This is a genomic window from Micromonospora chersina (assembly GCF_900091475.1).
Classification (GTDB): Bacteria; Actinomycetota; Actinomycetes; order Mycobacteriales; family Micromonosporaceae; genus Micromonospora; species Micromonospora chersina.
In genome coordinates this window covers 3510283-3525180 of sequence record NZ_FMIB01000002.1, presented here as the reverse complement: position 1 = coordinate 3525180, position 14898 = coordinate 3510283, and the positions used below count along the sequence as shown (strand labels likewise).

At 74.1% G+C, this 14898-nt stretch carries 14 protein-coding genes; 9 read left to right on the top strand and 5 right to left on the bottom strand.

The window, feature by feature from the left end; translation table 11 throughout:
• The first annotated feature begins 26 nt into the window (after positions 1 to 26).
• The 4 genes from yczE to GA0070603_RS16095 are packed head-to-tail and all read left to right on the top strand — an operon-like array spanning position 27 to position 2748.
• Positions 27 to 656 (top strand): membrane protein YczE, encoded by a 630-nt coding sequence (gene yczE / locus GA0070603_RS16110; RefSeq protein WP_091314218.1) that lies wholly within the window; start codon positions 27 to 29, stop codon positions 654 to 656.
• On the top strand, positions 644 to 1213 hold the full coding sequence (locus GA0070603_RS16105; RefSeq protein WP_091314215.1) for an NADPH-dependent FMN reductase: 570 nt from the start codon (positions 644 to 646) through the stop codon (positions 1211 to 1213). The genes yczE and GA0070603_RS16105 overlap by 13 nt, the downstream gene beginning before the upstream one ends.
• A complete protein-coding gene (locus GA0070603_RS16100) occupies positions 1210 to 1623 on the top strand; it encodes a PPOX class F420-dependent oxidoreductase (RefSeq protein ID WP_091314209.1) in 414 nt (137 codons plus the stop codon). The genes GA0070603_RS16105 and GA0070603_RS16100 overlap by 4 nt, the downstream gene beginning before the upstream one ends.
• 51 nt (positions 1624 to 1674) lie before the next feature.
• Entirely contained in the window at positions 1675 to 2748 is a 1074-nt protein-coding gene (locus GA0070603_RS16095; protein WP_091314202.1) for an adenosine deaminase, read from the top strand.
• Here GA0070603_RS16095 and GA0070603_RS16090 read toward each other — a convergent pair whose 3' ends face one another.
• Positions 2749 to 3204 carry an ATP-binding protein gene (locus GA0070603_RS16090; RefSeq protein ID WP_244282537.1) on the bottom strand — a complete coding sequence of 152 codons (456 nt, stop codon included), beginning with the start codon at positions 3202 to 3204 and terminating at the stop codon, positions 2749 to 2751.
• Between the two features lie 342 nt (positions 3205 to 3546).
• Here GA0070603_RS16090 and GA0070603_RS16085 point away from each other — a divergent pair, with 342 nt between their 5' ends.
• From GA0070603_RS16085 to GA0070603_RS16070, 4 genes are all read left to right on the top strand, one after another.
• Positions 3547 to 7248: a sensor histidine kinase gene (locus tag GA0070603_RS16085; protein ID WP_091314196.1), complete on the top strand. Its 3702-nt coding sequence runs from the start codon at positions 3547 to 3549 to the stop codon at positions 7246 to 7248.
• Positions 7245 to 7649, top strand: a complete 405-nt coding sequence (locus tag GA0070603_RS16080; protein WP_013283992.1) for a roadblock/LC7 domain-containing protein — start codon at positions 7245 to 7247, stop codon at positions 7647 to 7649. Before GA0070603_RS16085 ends, GA0070603_RS16080 begins: the two co-directional genes overlap by 4 nt.
• 100 nt (positions 7650 to 7749) lie before the next feature.
• Positions 7750 to 8127 (top strand): DUF742 domain-containing protein, encoded by a 378-nt coding sequence (locus GA0070603_RS16075; RefSeq protein ID WP_091261430.1) that lies wholly within the window; start codon positions 7750 to 7752, stop codon positions 8125 to 8127.
• A 1-nt stretch (position 8128) separates the two neighbouring features.
• Positions 8129 to 8722: a GTP-binding protein gene (locus GA0070603_RS16070; RefSeq protein WP_091314194.1), complete on the top strand. Its 594-nt coding sequence runs from the start codon at positions 8129 to 8131 to the stop codon at positions 8720 to 8722.
• A gap of 120 nt (positions 8723 to 8842) precedes the next feature.
• Here the strand turns inward: GA0070603_RS16070 and GA0070603_RS16065 are convergent, their stop codons facing one another.
• From GA0070603_RS16065 to GA0070603_RS16055, 3 genes are all read right to left on the bottom strand, one after another.
• A complete protein-coding gene (locus GA0070603_RS16065; RefSeq protein WP_091314191.1) occupies positions 8843 to 10066 on the bottom strand; it encodes an ABC transporter substrate-binding protein in 1224 nt (407 codons plus the stop codon).
• A gap of 136 nt (positions 10067 to 10202) precedes the next feature.
• A complete protein-coding gene (locus tag GA0070603_RS16060; RefSeq protein WP_091314188.1) occupies positions 10203 to 12581 on the bottom strand; it encodes a transposase in 2379 nt (792 codons plus the stop codon).
• Between the two features lie 40 nt (positions 12582 to 12621).
• A complete protein-coding gene (locus GA0070603_RS16055) occupies positions 12622 to 13569 on the bottom strand; it encodes a SatS C-terminal domain-containing protein (protein WP_091314184.1) in 948 nt (315 codons plus the stop codon).
• A gap of 147 nt (positions 13570 to 13716) precedes the next feature.
• Between GA0070603_RS16055 and GA0070603_RS16050 the strand changes: the two genes are divergently transcribed.
• Positions 13717 to 14058, top strand: a complete 342-nt coding sequence (locus GA0070603_RS16050; RefSeq protein ID WP_091314180.1) for a PadR family transcriptional regulator — start codon at positions 13717 to 13719, stop codon at positions 14056 to 14058.
• Positions 14059 to 14180: 122 nt separating this feature from the next.
• Here GA0070603_RS16050 and GA0070603_RS16045 read toward each other — a convergent pair whose 3' ends face one another.
• Positions 14181 to 14870, bottom strand: a complete 690-nt coding sequence (locus GA0070603_RS16045; protein ID WP_091314177.1) for a permease prefix domain 1-containing protein — start codon at positions 14868 to 14870, stop codon at positions 14181 to 14183.
• Between the last annotated feature and the right edge of the window lie 28 nt (positions 14871 to 14898).

Genomic DNA, 14898 nt, shown 5'->3' with positions numbered 1-14898 from the left:
ACCAACCTCGCCCTACGTTCGATGACATGTCAACCACATTGCCGGCACGGCTGGTACGGCTCCTCGCCGGCCTGGCCCTCTTCGGCGCCAGCGTGGCGCTGATGGTCCGGGCGGATCTCGGCCTTTCCTCGTGGGACGTGCTGCACCAGGGCCTCGCCGCCCGGACCGGTCTGCCGCTCGGGTGGATCGTCAATTGCGTGGCGCTGCTGGTCCTGCTGCTCTGGTTCCCGCTGCGTCAGCGCCCGGGCGTGGGGACGGTGGCCAACGTCGCGCTTGTCGGCCTGGCGCTCGACGCGGTGCTCGCGGTGCTGCCGCCGCCGTCCGCGCTTCCCGCCCGGATCGGCCTGCTGCTCCTCGGCATCCTGCTCAACGGGGTCGCCACCGGTCTCTACCTCGGCGCCCGTCTCGGGCCCGGGCCCCGGGACGGCCTGATGACCGGCCTGGCCGCGCGCGGCCTGCCCGTCGGCCGGGTCCGCACCGGGATCGAGCTGGCGGTGCTCGCCGTCGGCTGGCTGCTCGGTGGGACGGTCGGCCCCGGCACCCTGCTGTACGCGCTCTCCATCGGGCCGCTCGCCCAGTTCCTCATCCCCCGACTCGCCGTGCCCGCCCCGGGCCGGCCCGCCACGACAGGAGTGACCACGCCATGCCCCGCCTGAACGTGATCGTCGCCAGCACCCGACCCGGCCGGGTGGGCCGGCGGATCGGTGACTGGTTCACCGCGGTCGCCGTCCGCCACGGTGCCTTCGACGAGGTGCGCCTGGTCGACCTCGCCGAGGTCGGGCTGCCGTTCCACGACGAGCCGCACCACCCCTCCGAGGGCGTCTACCTGCACGAGCACACCCGGTCGTGGAGCGAGACCACCGCCGCCGCGGACGCCTTCGTGCTGGTCATGCCGGAGTACAACTACGGCTTCAGCGCGCCGCTGAAGAACGCGATCGACTACCTCTACCACGAGTGGCGGCACAAGCCCGTGGGCTTCGTGAGCTACGGCATGAGCTCCGGCGGCCTGCGGGCGGTCCAGATGATCAAGCAGGTGGTGACCACGTTGAACATGATGCCGGTCAACGAGGCGGTGACGATCTTCCTGCGGCAGGCGCTGGACGAGGCCGGCGAGCTGCGACCGGATCCGGGCCGGGAAGAGGCCGCGGACCAGATGCTCGACCAGCTGGCCCGGCTGGCCGTCGCGCTCGCGCCGTTGCGGGTGCCGGCGTGACCGCCCGGCTGTGGGAGCTGTTCGGCGAGCGGGGGCGCGGGGTGCTGGTGACCCTGCGCCGGGACGGGCGGCCGCAGCTCTCCAACGTCGACTACCTGGCCGAGCCGGGGCTGATCCGCTGCTCCACGACAGGGGACCGGGCGAAGGTGCGCAACCTGCGGCGGGACCCGCGGGCCAGCTTCCACGTCAGCACCCCGGACGGCGGTGCGTACGCGGTGGCCGAGGGACGGGTGGACCTCACCCCGCCGGCCGCGGCGGCCGACGACCCCACGGTCGAGGAGCTGGTCGAGGTCTACCGGCGGATCCGGGGCGAGCACCCGGACTGGGCGGACTACCGGGCGGCCATGGTGGCCGACGGCCGGCTGGTGCTGCGCCTCACGGTCGAGCGGGTGTACGGCTGGCGGCCGTGAGCAGCCCCGGTCCGGTGCCGCGCCCCGGCCGCCGGTGACTAGGGTCGGTGCATGGCAATCTCGTACGAGGACATCGTCAAGGTCCCGAAGGCGCTGCTGCACGACCACCTCGACGGCGGTCTGCGGCCCGCGACGATCGTCGAGCTGGCCGCCGAGGCGGGCCACGAGCTGCCCACCACCGACCCCGAGGCGCTGGGCCGGTGGTTCGCCGAGGCGGCCAACTCCGGTTCGCTGGAGCGCTACCTGGAGACCTTCGCGCACACCGTGGCGGTCATGCAGACCGGGCCCGCGCTGCGCCGGGTGGCCCGCGAGTGCGCGCTCGACCTGGCCGCCGACGGGGTGGTCTACGCCGAGGTCAGGTTCGCTCCCGAGCAGCACCTGGAGCAGAACCTGACCCTGGACGAGGTGGTCGACGCGGTGGTCACCGGCTTCCGGGAGGGCAGCGCCCTGGCCGCCGAGGCGGGCACTCCCATCCGGGTCGGCACGCTGCTCACCGCGATGCGGCACGCGGCCCGGTCGCAGGAGATCGCCGAGCTGGCCGTGCGGCACCGGGACACCGGGGTGGTCGGCTTCGACATCGCCGGCGCCGAGGCGGGTTTCCCGCCCACCCGCCACCTGGACGCCTTCGAGTACCTCCAGCGGGAGAACTTCCACTTCACGATCCACGCCGGCGAGGCGTTCGGGCTGCCGTCGATCTGGCAGGCGATCCAGTGGTGCGGCGCGGACCGGCTGGGCCACGGCGTCCGGATCGTCGACGACATCACGCCCGGGAACCCGCCGGTGCTCGGCCGGCTGGCCGCGTACGTCCGGGACAAGCGCATCCCGCTGGAGCTGTGCCCCTCCTCGAACGTGCAGACCGGGGCCGCCGCGTCGATCGCCGACCACCCGATCGGGCTGCTGCGCGACCTGCGCTTCCGGGTGACGGTGAACACCGACAACCGGCTGATGAGCGGCACCTCGATGTCCCGGGAGATGGCCCTGCTGGTGGACGCCTTCGGCTACGGCTGGAAGGAACTCCAGTGGTTCACCATCAACGCGATGAAGAGCGCCTTCATCCCGTTCGACGAGCGACTGAAGATCATCGACGAGGTGATCAAGCCGGCGTACGCCAAGCTGATCAGCTGATCAGGGCTGCCGCGGGTGGCCGGCGAGCAGGGCGGCCACCCGGCGCAGCACCTGCCCGGCCCGGGCCGCCTCGGCGCCCAGCCCGGTCTGCCGGCGCAGCACCGCCGGCTCCGCGCGCAGCAGCGCCACCCCGCGCCGGATCAGCACCCGCGGCGCCTTGCGCTGCTCGGCCAGGTCGCGGGCGAGCCGGCGGACGAAGGTCGCGCCACGGGGGCGGCGCAGCGCGTACGCCCCGGCGAGCAGGCCCCGGCGGCGGCACTCCTCGACGATCTCGGCGGCGAAGATCCCTTCGGCGACGAAAAGTGGCGATCCGTCGACGTCGAATGGCCGGGTGGCCACCCGGCGGTCCGCGCCGATCGCATAAACCGGCACTTCGGCCTTGCCGTGCCGGGCCAGTCGGGCGATTGTTTCCACCGCCGTGTCCGCGTCCCAGGACAGCGGGGACTCCCAGTCCACCTCTCCGTTCCGACGCGGCAACGTAGGGTCATCGCCGTCCTTGTAGAAGTCGTCCAGGCAGAGGACAGGAAGTCCGGTTCGATGGGCAATGTATGACTTTCCGGAGCCGGAGGGTCCGGCGAGCAGGACGACGCGGTGAGGGTGTTCCATTACCTTGAGTGACTCCGGCCAGACGGATTGCTATCAAATTGCATCAACATCTCATCACACCTCCGGCGAGGGACAACCTGGGCTTTCTCTTTGGGGGGCGGCGTGATGGAATCTCGGAGGTCCGACCCGCCGGGTCGGTCGCTCGGCGTTGCCCACAGGGCACGCCGGACGCGGTAATGCGAGGGCGGTGACGTGAGCAAACGGCCAACGACGGCGGGCTCCTTCCTGTCGCGTCTGAGCCGGCCGGCCAGCCGGCTCCGCGACATGCCGATCTGGTCCAAGCTCGGCCTGATCATGATCGTGCCGACGATCGCCACAGTCGTGGTCGGCACCAGCGGTCTGGTCGACCACCTGGAGACGCTCAACAACGCCAACCGGGCCGGTGACCTGGCGAACCTGGTCGCCTACTCGGGCGATCTGGCGGACCGGCTCCAGGACGAGCGGGTCACCTCGGTGCTCTTCCTCACCGCGAAGGAAGTGCAGACGCGGGCGCAGTACCAGGAGGCCTACAACCGGGCCAACCAGCGGGTGGACCAGGCGAAGGGCCCCTACTCCGACCAGCGGCGCACGATCGAGGACCTGCCCCGCACCTTCGAGGCCAGGCTGAAGGACGTCGACGACGGGCTCGCCGACCTGCCGGGCACCCGCAGCCAGGTCTACAACGGCAAGTTCACCGGCGACGAGGCGCGGACGAACTACGAGGCGCTGATCAGCGACCTGCTGGCGATCCGCGACTCGGCCATCCAGCTCGCCGGCGACAACGACCTGAGCGACCAGATGCGCGCGGCGGCCGCGGTCGCCCGGCAGAAGGAGTACCTGGCCCAGCGCCGGGTGGTCGTCCACCAGGCGCTCACCCAGCAGAGCCTCACCCAGAACCTGCGCCAGCAGTTCACCGCCAGCGAGACCGGCGGGACGCAGGCGTTGGAGAGCTTCAAGGCGGTCGCCAACCAGGCCGACTCCGAGTTCTTCGACCAGACCGTCTCCGGCCCCGACAAGCGCGAGGCGGACCTCTACACCGGCCTCATCCGGAACAACATCTCCGGCAAGCTGGACAGCCCGCCCTTCACGCGGGACCAGTGGGACGGGGCCATGGTGGCCAACGCGAAGCTGATCCGCACGGTGGAGACGCGGCTGGACGGCAACGTGGTCCGCCACGCCGACGAGCTGCGGTCGGACACCCAGCGCCAGGTGTTCCTGGAGACCGGCCTGCTGCTCAGCATGCTGCTGCTGGCCATCCTCTTCGCCTACCTGGTGGCCCGCTCGATGGCCCGATCGCTGCGTGACCTGCGCCAGGGCGCCCTCTCGGTGGCCCAGTACGGCCTGCCGCAGGCGGTGGCCCGGCTGCGCGACCCCCAGGTCACCGGGCAGCTCTCCCCGGTGCAGCTGGCGAACCAGATCGCCGAGCCGCTGCCGGTCCGCAGCAAGGACGAGTTCGGCCAGGTGACCGAGGCGTTCAACGCGGTCCACCTGGAGGCCGTCCGGACCGCGGCCGAGCAGGCCGCCCTGCGGGCGTCCGTCGCGACCATGTTCGTCAACCTGGCCCGCCGGTCGCAGATCCTGGTCGACCGGCTGATCGGCCACCTCGACCGGCTGGAGCGCGGCGAGGAGGACCCGGACCGGCTGGCCGAGCTGTTCCAGCTCGACCACCTGGCCACCCGGATGCGCCGCAACGACGAGAACCTGCTGGTCCTCGCCGGCGCGGACTCCACCCGCGTGCAGCGCGAGCCGGCCGCCCTCATCGACGTGCTCCGCGCCGCCCAGTCCGAGGTCGAGCACTACACCCGGATCGAGTTCGGCGTGATCGACCGGGACATCGAGGTCGCCGCGCACGCGGTCAACGACCTCGTGCACCTGGTCGCCGAGCTGTTCGACAACGCCACCGCCTTCTCCCCGCCGGACTCGCACGTCATGGTGGAGGCCCGGCGGGTGGGTGACCGCGCCTCCCTCTACGTGGAGGACCGGGGCATCGGCATCAGCCACGAGCAGCTCCGCGAGCTGAACGAGCGGCTGGCCACGCCGCCGCAGGTGGACGTGGCGGTCTCCCGGATGATGGGCCTCGTCGTGGTCGCCCGGCTGGCCTCCCGGCACGGCGTCAAGGTCGAGCTGCGGCCCGGCGGCGACCGTGGCACCGTCGCCGACGTCACGCTGCCCACCTCGGTCCTGGTGCCGCGCGCCCTCGCCGGCCGCGGCCAGCCGGCGCCGGCCCTCCCGGCCGCCACCGGTCCGCAGCAGGGCGGCCTGGCTCCGGCGTTCGGCGCGGGCCCGCAGCAGGGTGGCCCCACCCCGGCGTTCGGCGCCCTTGCCGCGCTGGGCAACGGCCCGCACACCCCGCCGCCGGCTCCGCACCCCGGCGCCTCCGGCAACCAGGTCACCCTGGGCGGGCGTTCCTTCGACCCGGCGCCGCGCAACGGCTCCGGCACCCCGGCCAACGCCGGCGCCGGCCGCTCGATGCCGGCCTGGTCCGACCTGACCGGTGCCGGCCCTCTCGCCGGCGGTGACGGCTTCACCCCGCGCAGCTCGAACGGCCAGCAGATCGACCCGCTGCCCCAGCGGCGCACCCCGGCCGAGGCCGACCCGGCCTCCACCGGCCAGCAGCCGGCCATCCCGCGGCAGCTGCCGAGCAGCCCCGAGACCCGTGGGTACAACCCGCCGCCGGTCTCCGCTCCGCCGGTCCCGCCGGTGTCGGCGCCGCCGCTGCCGCCGGTCTCCGGTGTGCCGGTCTCCGGCCACCCCGTGTCCGGCTCGCCGGCCTCCGGCTACCCCGTGTCGGGTGCGCCGTCCTCCGGTTACCCCGTGTCCGGGGCGCCGTCCGCCGGCTACCCCGTCTCCGGCTCGCCCGCGCAGGGCTACCCCGTGTCCGGCTCGCCCGCGCAGGGCTACCCCGTGTCCGGCTCGCCCGCGCAGGGCTACCCGGTGTCGGGTGTGCCGGCCTTCGGCCAGCCGGTGTCGGCCGCGCCCGCGCCGGTGCCGCCGGTGACCCAGGTGCCGCCGCGTCCGGCTCCGCCGGCTCCCGCGCCGCAGGTCGGCGCCCCGCCGGTCTGGCCGCCGGTCGCCACGCCCGACCAGGGCGCCGCCCCGGCGGTTCCGGAGCGGCTCGCCGCCGGCCTCGACATGACGACCGAGCTGCCCCGGGTCACCCGCCCGGAGACGCCGCCGGCCGTCACCGCGCCCGCGCCGGCACCGGTCCCCGCGCCGCGGCCGACCACGCCGCAGCAGGCGGGCAACCGCCAGCGGTACGCGGACGAGACGATGGAGCTGCCGATCTTCCGGGAGCTGGAATCGGCCTGGTTCCGCACGCGCAAGCCGGGGCCCAACGAGGAGGCGGCCGCGGCACCGGCCGCGGCGGCCAACAGCGCCGCGACCCAGCAGTTCGCCAAGGTCGACGCCGCCGGTCGGGCCGTGCAGCAGACACCACCCGGGACGACAGGTAACACGCCGATGGCACACACTCCGACGGCCGGCGGAGCGCCGCACGACAACGGCTCGGCGAACGGGGGAACCCGTCCCGGTTACGCCGGTGCGCTGCCCACCCGGCAGCCCGCCGCCCCGCCGCAGCCCGGTTGGCAGACCGCGGCCGACGACGGTTGGCGGGCCGCCTCGGCGGCCACCGAGGTCCCGGTCGCGGAGACCACCCAGAAGGGCCTGCCGAAGCGGAAGCCGATGGCGCAGCTCGTGCCGGGTGGCATCGAGAAGCCGTCCACGTCGGTGCAGCGCCGCACACCGGAAGGCGTACGCGGTCTGCTCTCGGCCTACCATCGGGGCGTGCAGCGGGGGCGTAACAACCCGACCGACAGCAACTCCACCGGCCCGGAGGGGACTCCGGGCGGGCAGCAGTCCTCGCAGTCTGGCTCAGGCCCAGTGGCCGGGAGCGGGCAGAAGGAGCAACAAGGATGACAACTACGCAGGATCTCGGATGGCTGCTCGCCAACTTCGCCGACCGGGTGCCCGGTGTGGCGCACGCGGTCGCGGTCTCCGCCGACGGCCTGCTCCTCGCTTCGTCCCGTGACCTTCCGCGGGACCGCGCGGACCAGCTCGCGGCGATCGCGTCCGGCCTGGTCAGCCTGACCCAGGGCGCGGCGCGCTGCTTCGAGGGCGGGGCGGTGCTCCAGACCGTCGTCGAGATGGACAACGGCTTCCTGTTCCTGATGTCCATCTCGGACGGCTCGTCCTTCGCCGTGCTGGCCGCGCGCAGCTGCGACGTCGGGCAGGTCGGTTACGAGATGGCCCTGCTCGTCGACCGGGTGGGCGACGCTCTGACCCCGCAGCCGCGCACGGCTGTCGGGATGATGGGCTGAACGACGCGCTGACCGGTGGGTCAGAAGCGGCAACAACTACGACAGGGACGAACACCACCGGGGCGAGCCGGTGCCGGGTACGAAGGAGGTGAGCGGCGACATGGTCGATCGTGACGAACCGACCGGAGCGTTGGTCCGTCCATACGCCGTGACCCGCGGTCGTACCCGCCCCCGGCTCGAGATCGCCCTGGAGGCGCTCGTCGAGACGACGGTGCGCGGCCGGTCGGTTGCCACTGGCAACGGTGGCCAGGGCCGTGAGCACCAGTACATCGCCGCGCTGTGTGACGGACGCGTGCAGTCGCTCGCCGAGATCGCGGCGCGGATGCAGCTTCCGCTCGGCGTGGCCCGGGTGCTCATCGCCGACATGGCGACGGACGGCCTGGTCGCGGTCCACGAGCCGACCATTTTGGACGACTCCGACGACGCGGTGGGCACTGAACTGCTGGAGAGGGTGCTGAGTGGACTTCGCAGGCTCTGACATGTCGCACCGGCCGCCGGCCCCGAGCGGGCGCGTGACGTCGGCGAAGATCGTTATCGCCGGTGGATTCGGCGTCGGCAAGACGACGCTGGTCGGCTCGGTCTCGGAGATCACGCCGCTGACCACCGAGGCGATCATGACCTCCGCCGGCGTGGGCGTCGACGACACCCGGCAGGTGCCGGGCAAGACGACGACCACGGTGGCGATGGACTTCGGTCGTATCTCGATCGACCGCGATCTGATCCTGTACCTGTTCGGTACGCCGGGTCAGACCCGGTTCTGGTTCATGTGGGATGAACTGGTCCGGGGCGCGATCGGCGCCGTGGTGCTGGTCGACACCCGTCGACTGGCCGACTGCTTCGCCGCCATCGACTTCTTCGAGCACCGGCGGCTGCCGTACCTGGTGGCCATCAACTGCTTCGACGGGATGCAGTACCACGACCCGCAGGACGTCCGGGACGCGCTCGCGATCTCCCCGGACGTGCCGGTGGTGGCCTGCGACGCCCGCAACCGGGAGTCGACGAAGCACGTGCTGATCTCGCTTGTCGAGTACGTGCTCACCATGCGGCGCTCGCGGGCCGTCGCCCCCGCCTGACCAAGGTGACGAAGCGCCCGGCGGCCCCTGGCCACCGGGCGCTTCTCGCTGTTCGCCGGTCGGTACGCTGCGCATCCGGCCGGTGACCGTCCCACCGGGACGGTCACCGGGCCCGGGCGGTCAGGCGTACAACTGCCAGGCGCGCTGCGCGACCACGTAGACGGCCAGCGAGTCGGGCTCCATGCCGCCGTGCCGGCTCGGTGTGAAGGCGTACGCGCCGGCGATGCCCTCGGCCAGCTGGGTCTGGAGGAGCGCCCGCAACCGTCCACGGTCGAGGCTCGCCGCCATCCGGGCCGACGCGGCGACGAGCTGGAGCGCGTCCGACGCGTACGGGGCGGAGACGTTGGAGCTGCCGTACCGCTGGTTGTAGCGGTAGTTGAAGTCCCGCCGCTCCAGCTCCGTCGTGCTGGTCGCGGTCAGGGTGGAGGTGCCCAGGCAGGCAGGGTGCACGGCGTACGCGCCCTCGACCGCCCGCGCGTTGGCGTTGGCGAGCGTGTCCGCGGCCACCGCGCCGGCGTCGAAGTAGAGCGGTCCGGTGTAGTCGGCGCGGCGCAGCTCCCGGGCCGCCACGCCGGAATCCGGGGCGGTGCCCCAGACGATGACCCCGTCCGGCTCCACTGTGGCGATCCGCCGGGCGGCGCCGGCGAAGCTCTGCCCGGTGGCGGGCAGCCGGACCGTGCGGACCAGGTGCACGTCGGCGTCGCGCAGTGCGCTGCGCACCGCCCGTACGCCGGCGTCGCCGTGCAGCCCGTCGGCGGCCAGCAGGGCGACCCGCCGTACCCGCTGCGACGCGGCAAGGTCCGCGAGGCGGCGGGCCACGTCGACGGCGTCCGGGGTGAGCTTGTACGTGAAGGTGCGGGCGGCGAGCGGCAGCACGATGCCGTCCCCGAAGCCCACCGAGAGGAACGGCGTCTTGACCTTCTGGGCGACCTCGGCGATCGCCGTCGAGGTCTCCGCCAGGGCGCCGCCGATCAGGACCTGGGCGCCCTTGCGGGTCAGCTCGGCGGCCTGCCGGGCCGCCTCCCGCGGATCGCTGCGGTTGTCCCGGATCTCCAGCCGGACCGAGCGCCGCAGGTTGCCGACCGGGATGCCGACCTTGTTCAGCGCGTCCGCCCTGATCTCCAGGGCCCGCTGCTGGGGCACGCCGAGCGCGGCGCCACGGCCGGTCAGTTCCAGGCTGGCGCCGACGACCAGGTCCTGGTTGCCGGGGGCGCTGCTGGCCGAGGACTCGTCGTCCGGGCGCTCGCCCGGCTGCCCGCAACCGGCGAGCAGCAGGCTGCCGGCCGCCGCGGCGAGGATGCCCCGCCGGGTGAGCAGGGAGGAGTCGAATGCCGGTGTCGCCATTGGAGCCGCCTTTCCCACCCCCGGCGAACGCCCGCCGCCGGCTGGTCCGCCGGGTATGCTCCCGGCCGGCCGGACCCGGCGTCAAATTATCCGGGTGTGGGCAGGAACACGCAGGTGGGGAGGGACGGGACTCCGATCAGGACCGGTAGCCGGCGGAGCGGTACTCGTATTCCCGGTCGTCGTCGCGGTCACCGGTGTCGCGGCTGAAGTCCCACCCGCCGGCCGCCTCCCGGCCGGGGCGGCCGCCGACGGCGAAGCCACCGATCTCCTGACCGCGCCGCCAACCCCGGAAGTATCCGGTGGTGTTCTCGGCGAGGCTGGCCGCGTTCCGGACGATCCGCAGTGGACGCTCCTCGCGCAGCGGCGAGCCGGGCACCAGGTTGGCCTGCGGGACCCGCTTGGGCAGGCCGGCCTTGGTCTCCGAGCCCACCGACGGGCGGGCCGCCTGCTCGGCCGCCTGCCAGCCGGTGTCCGCGGTGGTCGACCAGTCGAGGTCGGCCTCGTCGCCGTGCCCGACGAACCAGGCGGACTTCGCCTGCGCGAAGATCAGCAGGTCGCCGTCGCCCTCGTCGGACACCGGCGGCGGCCGGTGCTCCTTCGGCGCGGGCCGCCGCTCCAGCGGGGCGGGCATGTCGGCGCGGGGCGCCGGACGGTTCGGCCGGTTGGCTTCCGCCCGGTCGACCAGCCGCAGCGACGGCGCGTCCAGCCCGGGGTCGGTCGGCGGGTTCAGCTCGTCGCGCAGCGCCCGGTCGGCCAGCGGCGGAGGCTCCACCAGCCGCAGCATCGGCGGCTCCTGCGGCAGGTCGTCCGCGAGCCAGGGCGGGGTGACCCGGCCCGGGTCGCTCGGTGCGTCCACACCATGCCCGTACGGGTAGGCCGTTTCCTTGGCCCGGTTGTCCTGGTCCTCGCCGGTGTTGACCAGCGGCCAGTTGGCCCGGGAGCCCGGGGGCGCGGACTCCTGGCCGGGGCGGGGCGTCGGCACCGGGATGGTGAGGTCGGTGGCGCTGAAGCCACCGGTCGGCGGCTCCTGGTTGGTCTTGGGGCGCGGCGGGATGACCGTGCGCTGCCGTTCGGCGCGGGCCTTGTTGATGGCCGCGGTGGTCAGCGTCGGACGGAACGGTTCCCCCGCCTCGGCCGGCGGCACGGCGCCGCGCTGCGCCGGTGCGATCGGGGTGATCCCGGGCGGCGGCGGTGGCGGCGCGGAGATCGGCCGGTTGGTCGGCCCGTCCACCCGGGACGGCAGTGGCGCGCCGGTCGGCTCGTGACGGGCGGGCGGCGCGGAGGTCGGCCGGCCCAGGTTGGCGGCCGGGGTGACCGGGGCGGGAGCGACGGGCGGCGGCGCGACCGGCGCGGGGGCCACCGGTGGCGGACCGAGCGGCCGGGGCGAGGCCGATGCGGCCGGACCGGAGACCGGCTCGGGGCGGCTGCGCCGACCCACCAGTCCCGGGGCCGGCTCGGGGCGGCCGCGCCGGGCGGCCTGCTCCAGGGCCGGCTCGGGCTCGGTCGGGCGCACCGGGCGCAGACCGGAGGCGGCCGACGGGACCAGCTCCTCGACCTGCTCGCCGCGGCGGGCGGCGGCCCGGCGGCCGGGCGCCGGAGCGGGCGTGGTGACCCGTGCGCTCAGTGCGCCGACCAGCGCGTCGCAGCCGGCGTCGCAGGCCCGCACCGAGGCGACCGCCTGCCGCACGGTCTCGGCGACGGCGGCGGTGAGCGCCCGGTTGACGGCGGCCCGCCGGGGCGTCTCGGAGATGGCGACCCGCAGCGCGGTCACCGCGTCGTTGATGCTGTCGGCGTCCGCCACGCCCTCGGCGGCCAGGTGCGCGGCGACGGCGTCCGCCGCGACCGCGACCTCGCGGCCCCGGGTCACGGTGCCGGTGAGCATGCCCGGCTCGGGCAGCGCGTCGAGGACGGCCAGGGAGACCGGCTCGGCCGGGTCGGGGTACGCGCGCAGCGCGGCCGGGTAGAGCTCGCGGAGGACCTCGCGCAGCGCGACCGCGGCGGAGTGCCGGCCGCTGGCCAGTGCCGCGTGCGCCGCGAGGACCTGCTTGTAGTTGGCGAGGTCGCGCGGCGCCGGGAGGGTCACCGCGGAGAGCGCGCCGGCCTGGAGCGCCCGGGCCAGTCCGACCGCCCGACGTTCGGCCGGCGGGGACTGCATCTCCTCCAGCGAGTCGTCGTCGGCGAAGCGCTCGGCGAAGTCGTCGACCGAGTCGTCGTCCGCGATCGCCAGTGGCCGGCCCGCCGCGCTGAGCAGCGAGGTGACCGTGTGGTCGTCGCTGTCGGCCGCGATGGCCGCGCCGCTCGGCCCGCCCGACCGCTCCACGAGCAGCGCGACAAGCTGGGCGTAGCCAGCCGGGTCGTCACCGATCTCGCAGACATGCAGCAGACGGCCTGCGTCGTCGACCACAGCGGACGTCAGCGCCGATCCGGCCGAAGCCGACCGGTCGGCCGGATCCGCCGAGGCCAGACCGCAGTACACGCGCACGAGCGCCACGGCGTCGTCCTCCTCCCGGGACACAGGTCTTGCTCTGCCAGAGACTGATGCTCCCCGCTCCGGGTCAGTCGCGCCAGTCCACAACAGCAGAGATCTTGCCGACAATGGTGCGCCAACCCAAACTTGCGGTTTGTGCCCCGATTTTCTTGAGCCGGCGCCGACCCATGAATCCACCGATTCCGCCGTTGACAGAGGCGCGCAACGCCTCGTCCAGGTCGTCCAGGCTGGAGCCGGCCGAGAGCATGTCGAGCACGCCCGGTAGGCGCAGTGCGTACGCCAGGTCACGGGCGATCTCGCCGGCTTCGATCAACAGCGTGGGGTCCCACGCGTCGTGGCCGCCGCGGAGGTTCTCCACTACCAGGTCGAGCTCGTAGGTGTCCTCGTCCAACGGGGCGATGTCGGCCGGTTCCACCCGTTCGGACAGTTCATTCCAGCTGTCCAGTTGGGACAGGTCGTTGGGCGCGCCGGAACGGATGAAACTGACAAGCGACTCCGGGGTCTTGAACAGCAGCAGCTTGCCGCGGTGGGTGAGGAAGACGGGCACCTCCTCGTCGCCGGCGGCGTCCGCCTCGTCCTCGTCCTCGTCGGCTTCGTCCTCGTCGGCGACCTCGGCCGCCTCGGTCTTGCCGCGCCCGCGCCGGTCGGCCCGCTTCTCGTCGTCCTCTTCCTCGTCCTCTTCCTCGGCGGAGAGGGCGGCGAACTCCTCGTCGAGGATCACCACCTCCTCGTCGTCCTCGGTCTCGACGACCTGGCGGCGGGCCAGGAAGGGGTCGTCCTGGTCGCGCTCGGCGACGTCGGTCGGGGTCAGCTCCCGCGCCGGCCGGTAGGCCCGCAGGGTGAAGCCGGTGCCGGCGGGCAGGGCGATCTCCACCGGGTCGATGCGCAGCTCGTCCCAGAGCGCGCGGTCCGCCGCCGGGCGGTCGACCTCGTCCTCGTCTGCTGCGGCCGACGCGGTGGTGTCGTCGAGCTCGGGCTCGTCGGCGTCGGGCCGTTGGGGCGACTGGCGGGCCACGCTGACCTCCGTGTGCTTTCGGGTTGCCCACCCGGCGACGCTCGACCGCCGAGTGACTCTGCGCACATACCCTAGTGGTCGTCCCGGGGTGGCCGGGAGCCGCACCCCGGTGGCGTCCCGACCCGCGGACAAGTAGTCTTGCTACGCATGAAGGCCCAGGCGCTGCACGGACACCTGGACGCGCTGCTGCTCGCGGTGCTGGAGCAGGGCGCCCTGCACGGCTACGCGATCATCGAGGCGCTCCGGGCCCGCAGCGGCGGCACCCTGGACCTGCCGACCGGCACCATCTATCCGGCGCTGCGCCGCCTGGAGCGGGCCGGCTACGTGGCCAGCGAGTGGAGCATCGTCAACGGCCGGGAGCGGCGCACCTACCAGCTCACCGAGGCCGGCGGCCGGGCGCTCGCGGGGGAGCGCGCGGGGTGGCGCGAGTTCAGCGCCACCGTGGGCCGCTTCCTCGGCGCCGACGAGCCGCCGACGGCTCCGGCCTGAGCCGTGGCCAGCCGGCGATCCGCGCCGCGCGATCCGTGCTCGGCGGCCCGCGATCCGCGGCTTGAGCGTCGCATTCAGGCCGCGACGTGGGTGTCGCGGTCAGGCCGCGACCTGAGCGTCGGTCAGGCCGCGACGTGGGCGCCGCGGCTGCTCAGCAGCCAGTAGCGGGCGGCCCGGGCCAGCGCGAACCACGCGGCGCCGACCACCACCGCGCCGATGATCATCGGGGGCCAGGTCAGCGCCGCGTCCCAGAGGTGGACCGACCAGCCGAACAGCGCCACGCCGGTCGCCGCGCCGACCACCAGCCCGCCGGTCAGGCCGAAGCCCACGGCCCGGGCCAGCCGGGACAGCCGGGTCGTGGCGTGCCGGGCGGCGAGCAGGCCGAGCAGCAGCCCGGCCACCGCCAGCGCGGCGACGACCGCCCAGACGCCGTTGACGGCGGAGGAGAGGAGCAGGTAGGCCGCGGGCGGGCGCGGCCCCTCGGTCCAGCTCGCCCCGCGCCAGGTCAGGTCGCCGCCGGCCATCAGCACCACCGCCACGGCCAGCGCCCGCAGCGCCAGCCCGCGCAGCGCCCCGGCGGCCAGCTCGGCCTGGTAGCCGGGAGCGAGCTGGGCCGGGGTGCCGAACTCGGCCACCGCCCGCCGTTCCGCCTCCGCGGCCGGCAGGCCCCCCTCCCGGTACGCCTCGACGGCGTCCTCCAGCGCGTGCCGCGCCTCGGTCAGCAGGTCCGCCTTGAGCCGGGCCGGCCCGTGCAGCTGCCCGGCCAGCTCGCGCAGCCGCTCGTCGACGCGGATGTCCTCGTGCCCCCGCATGGGACCACCCTGCCACCACGGGCGGCCG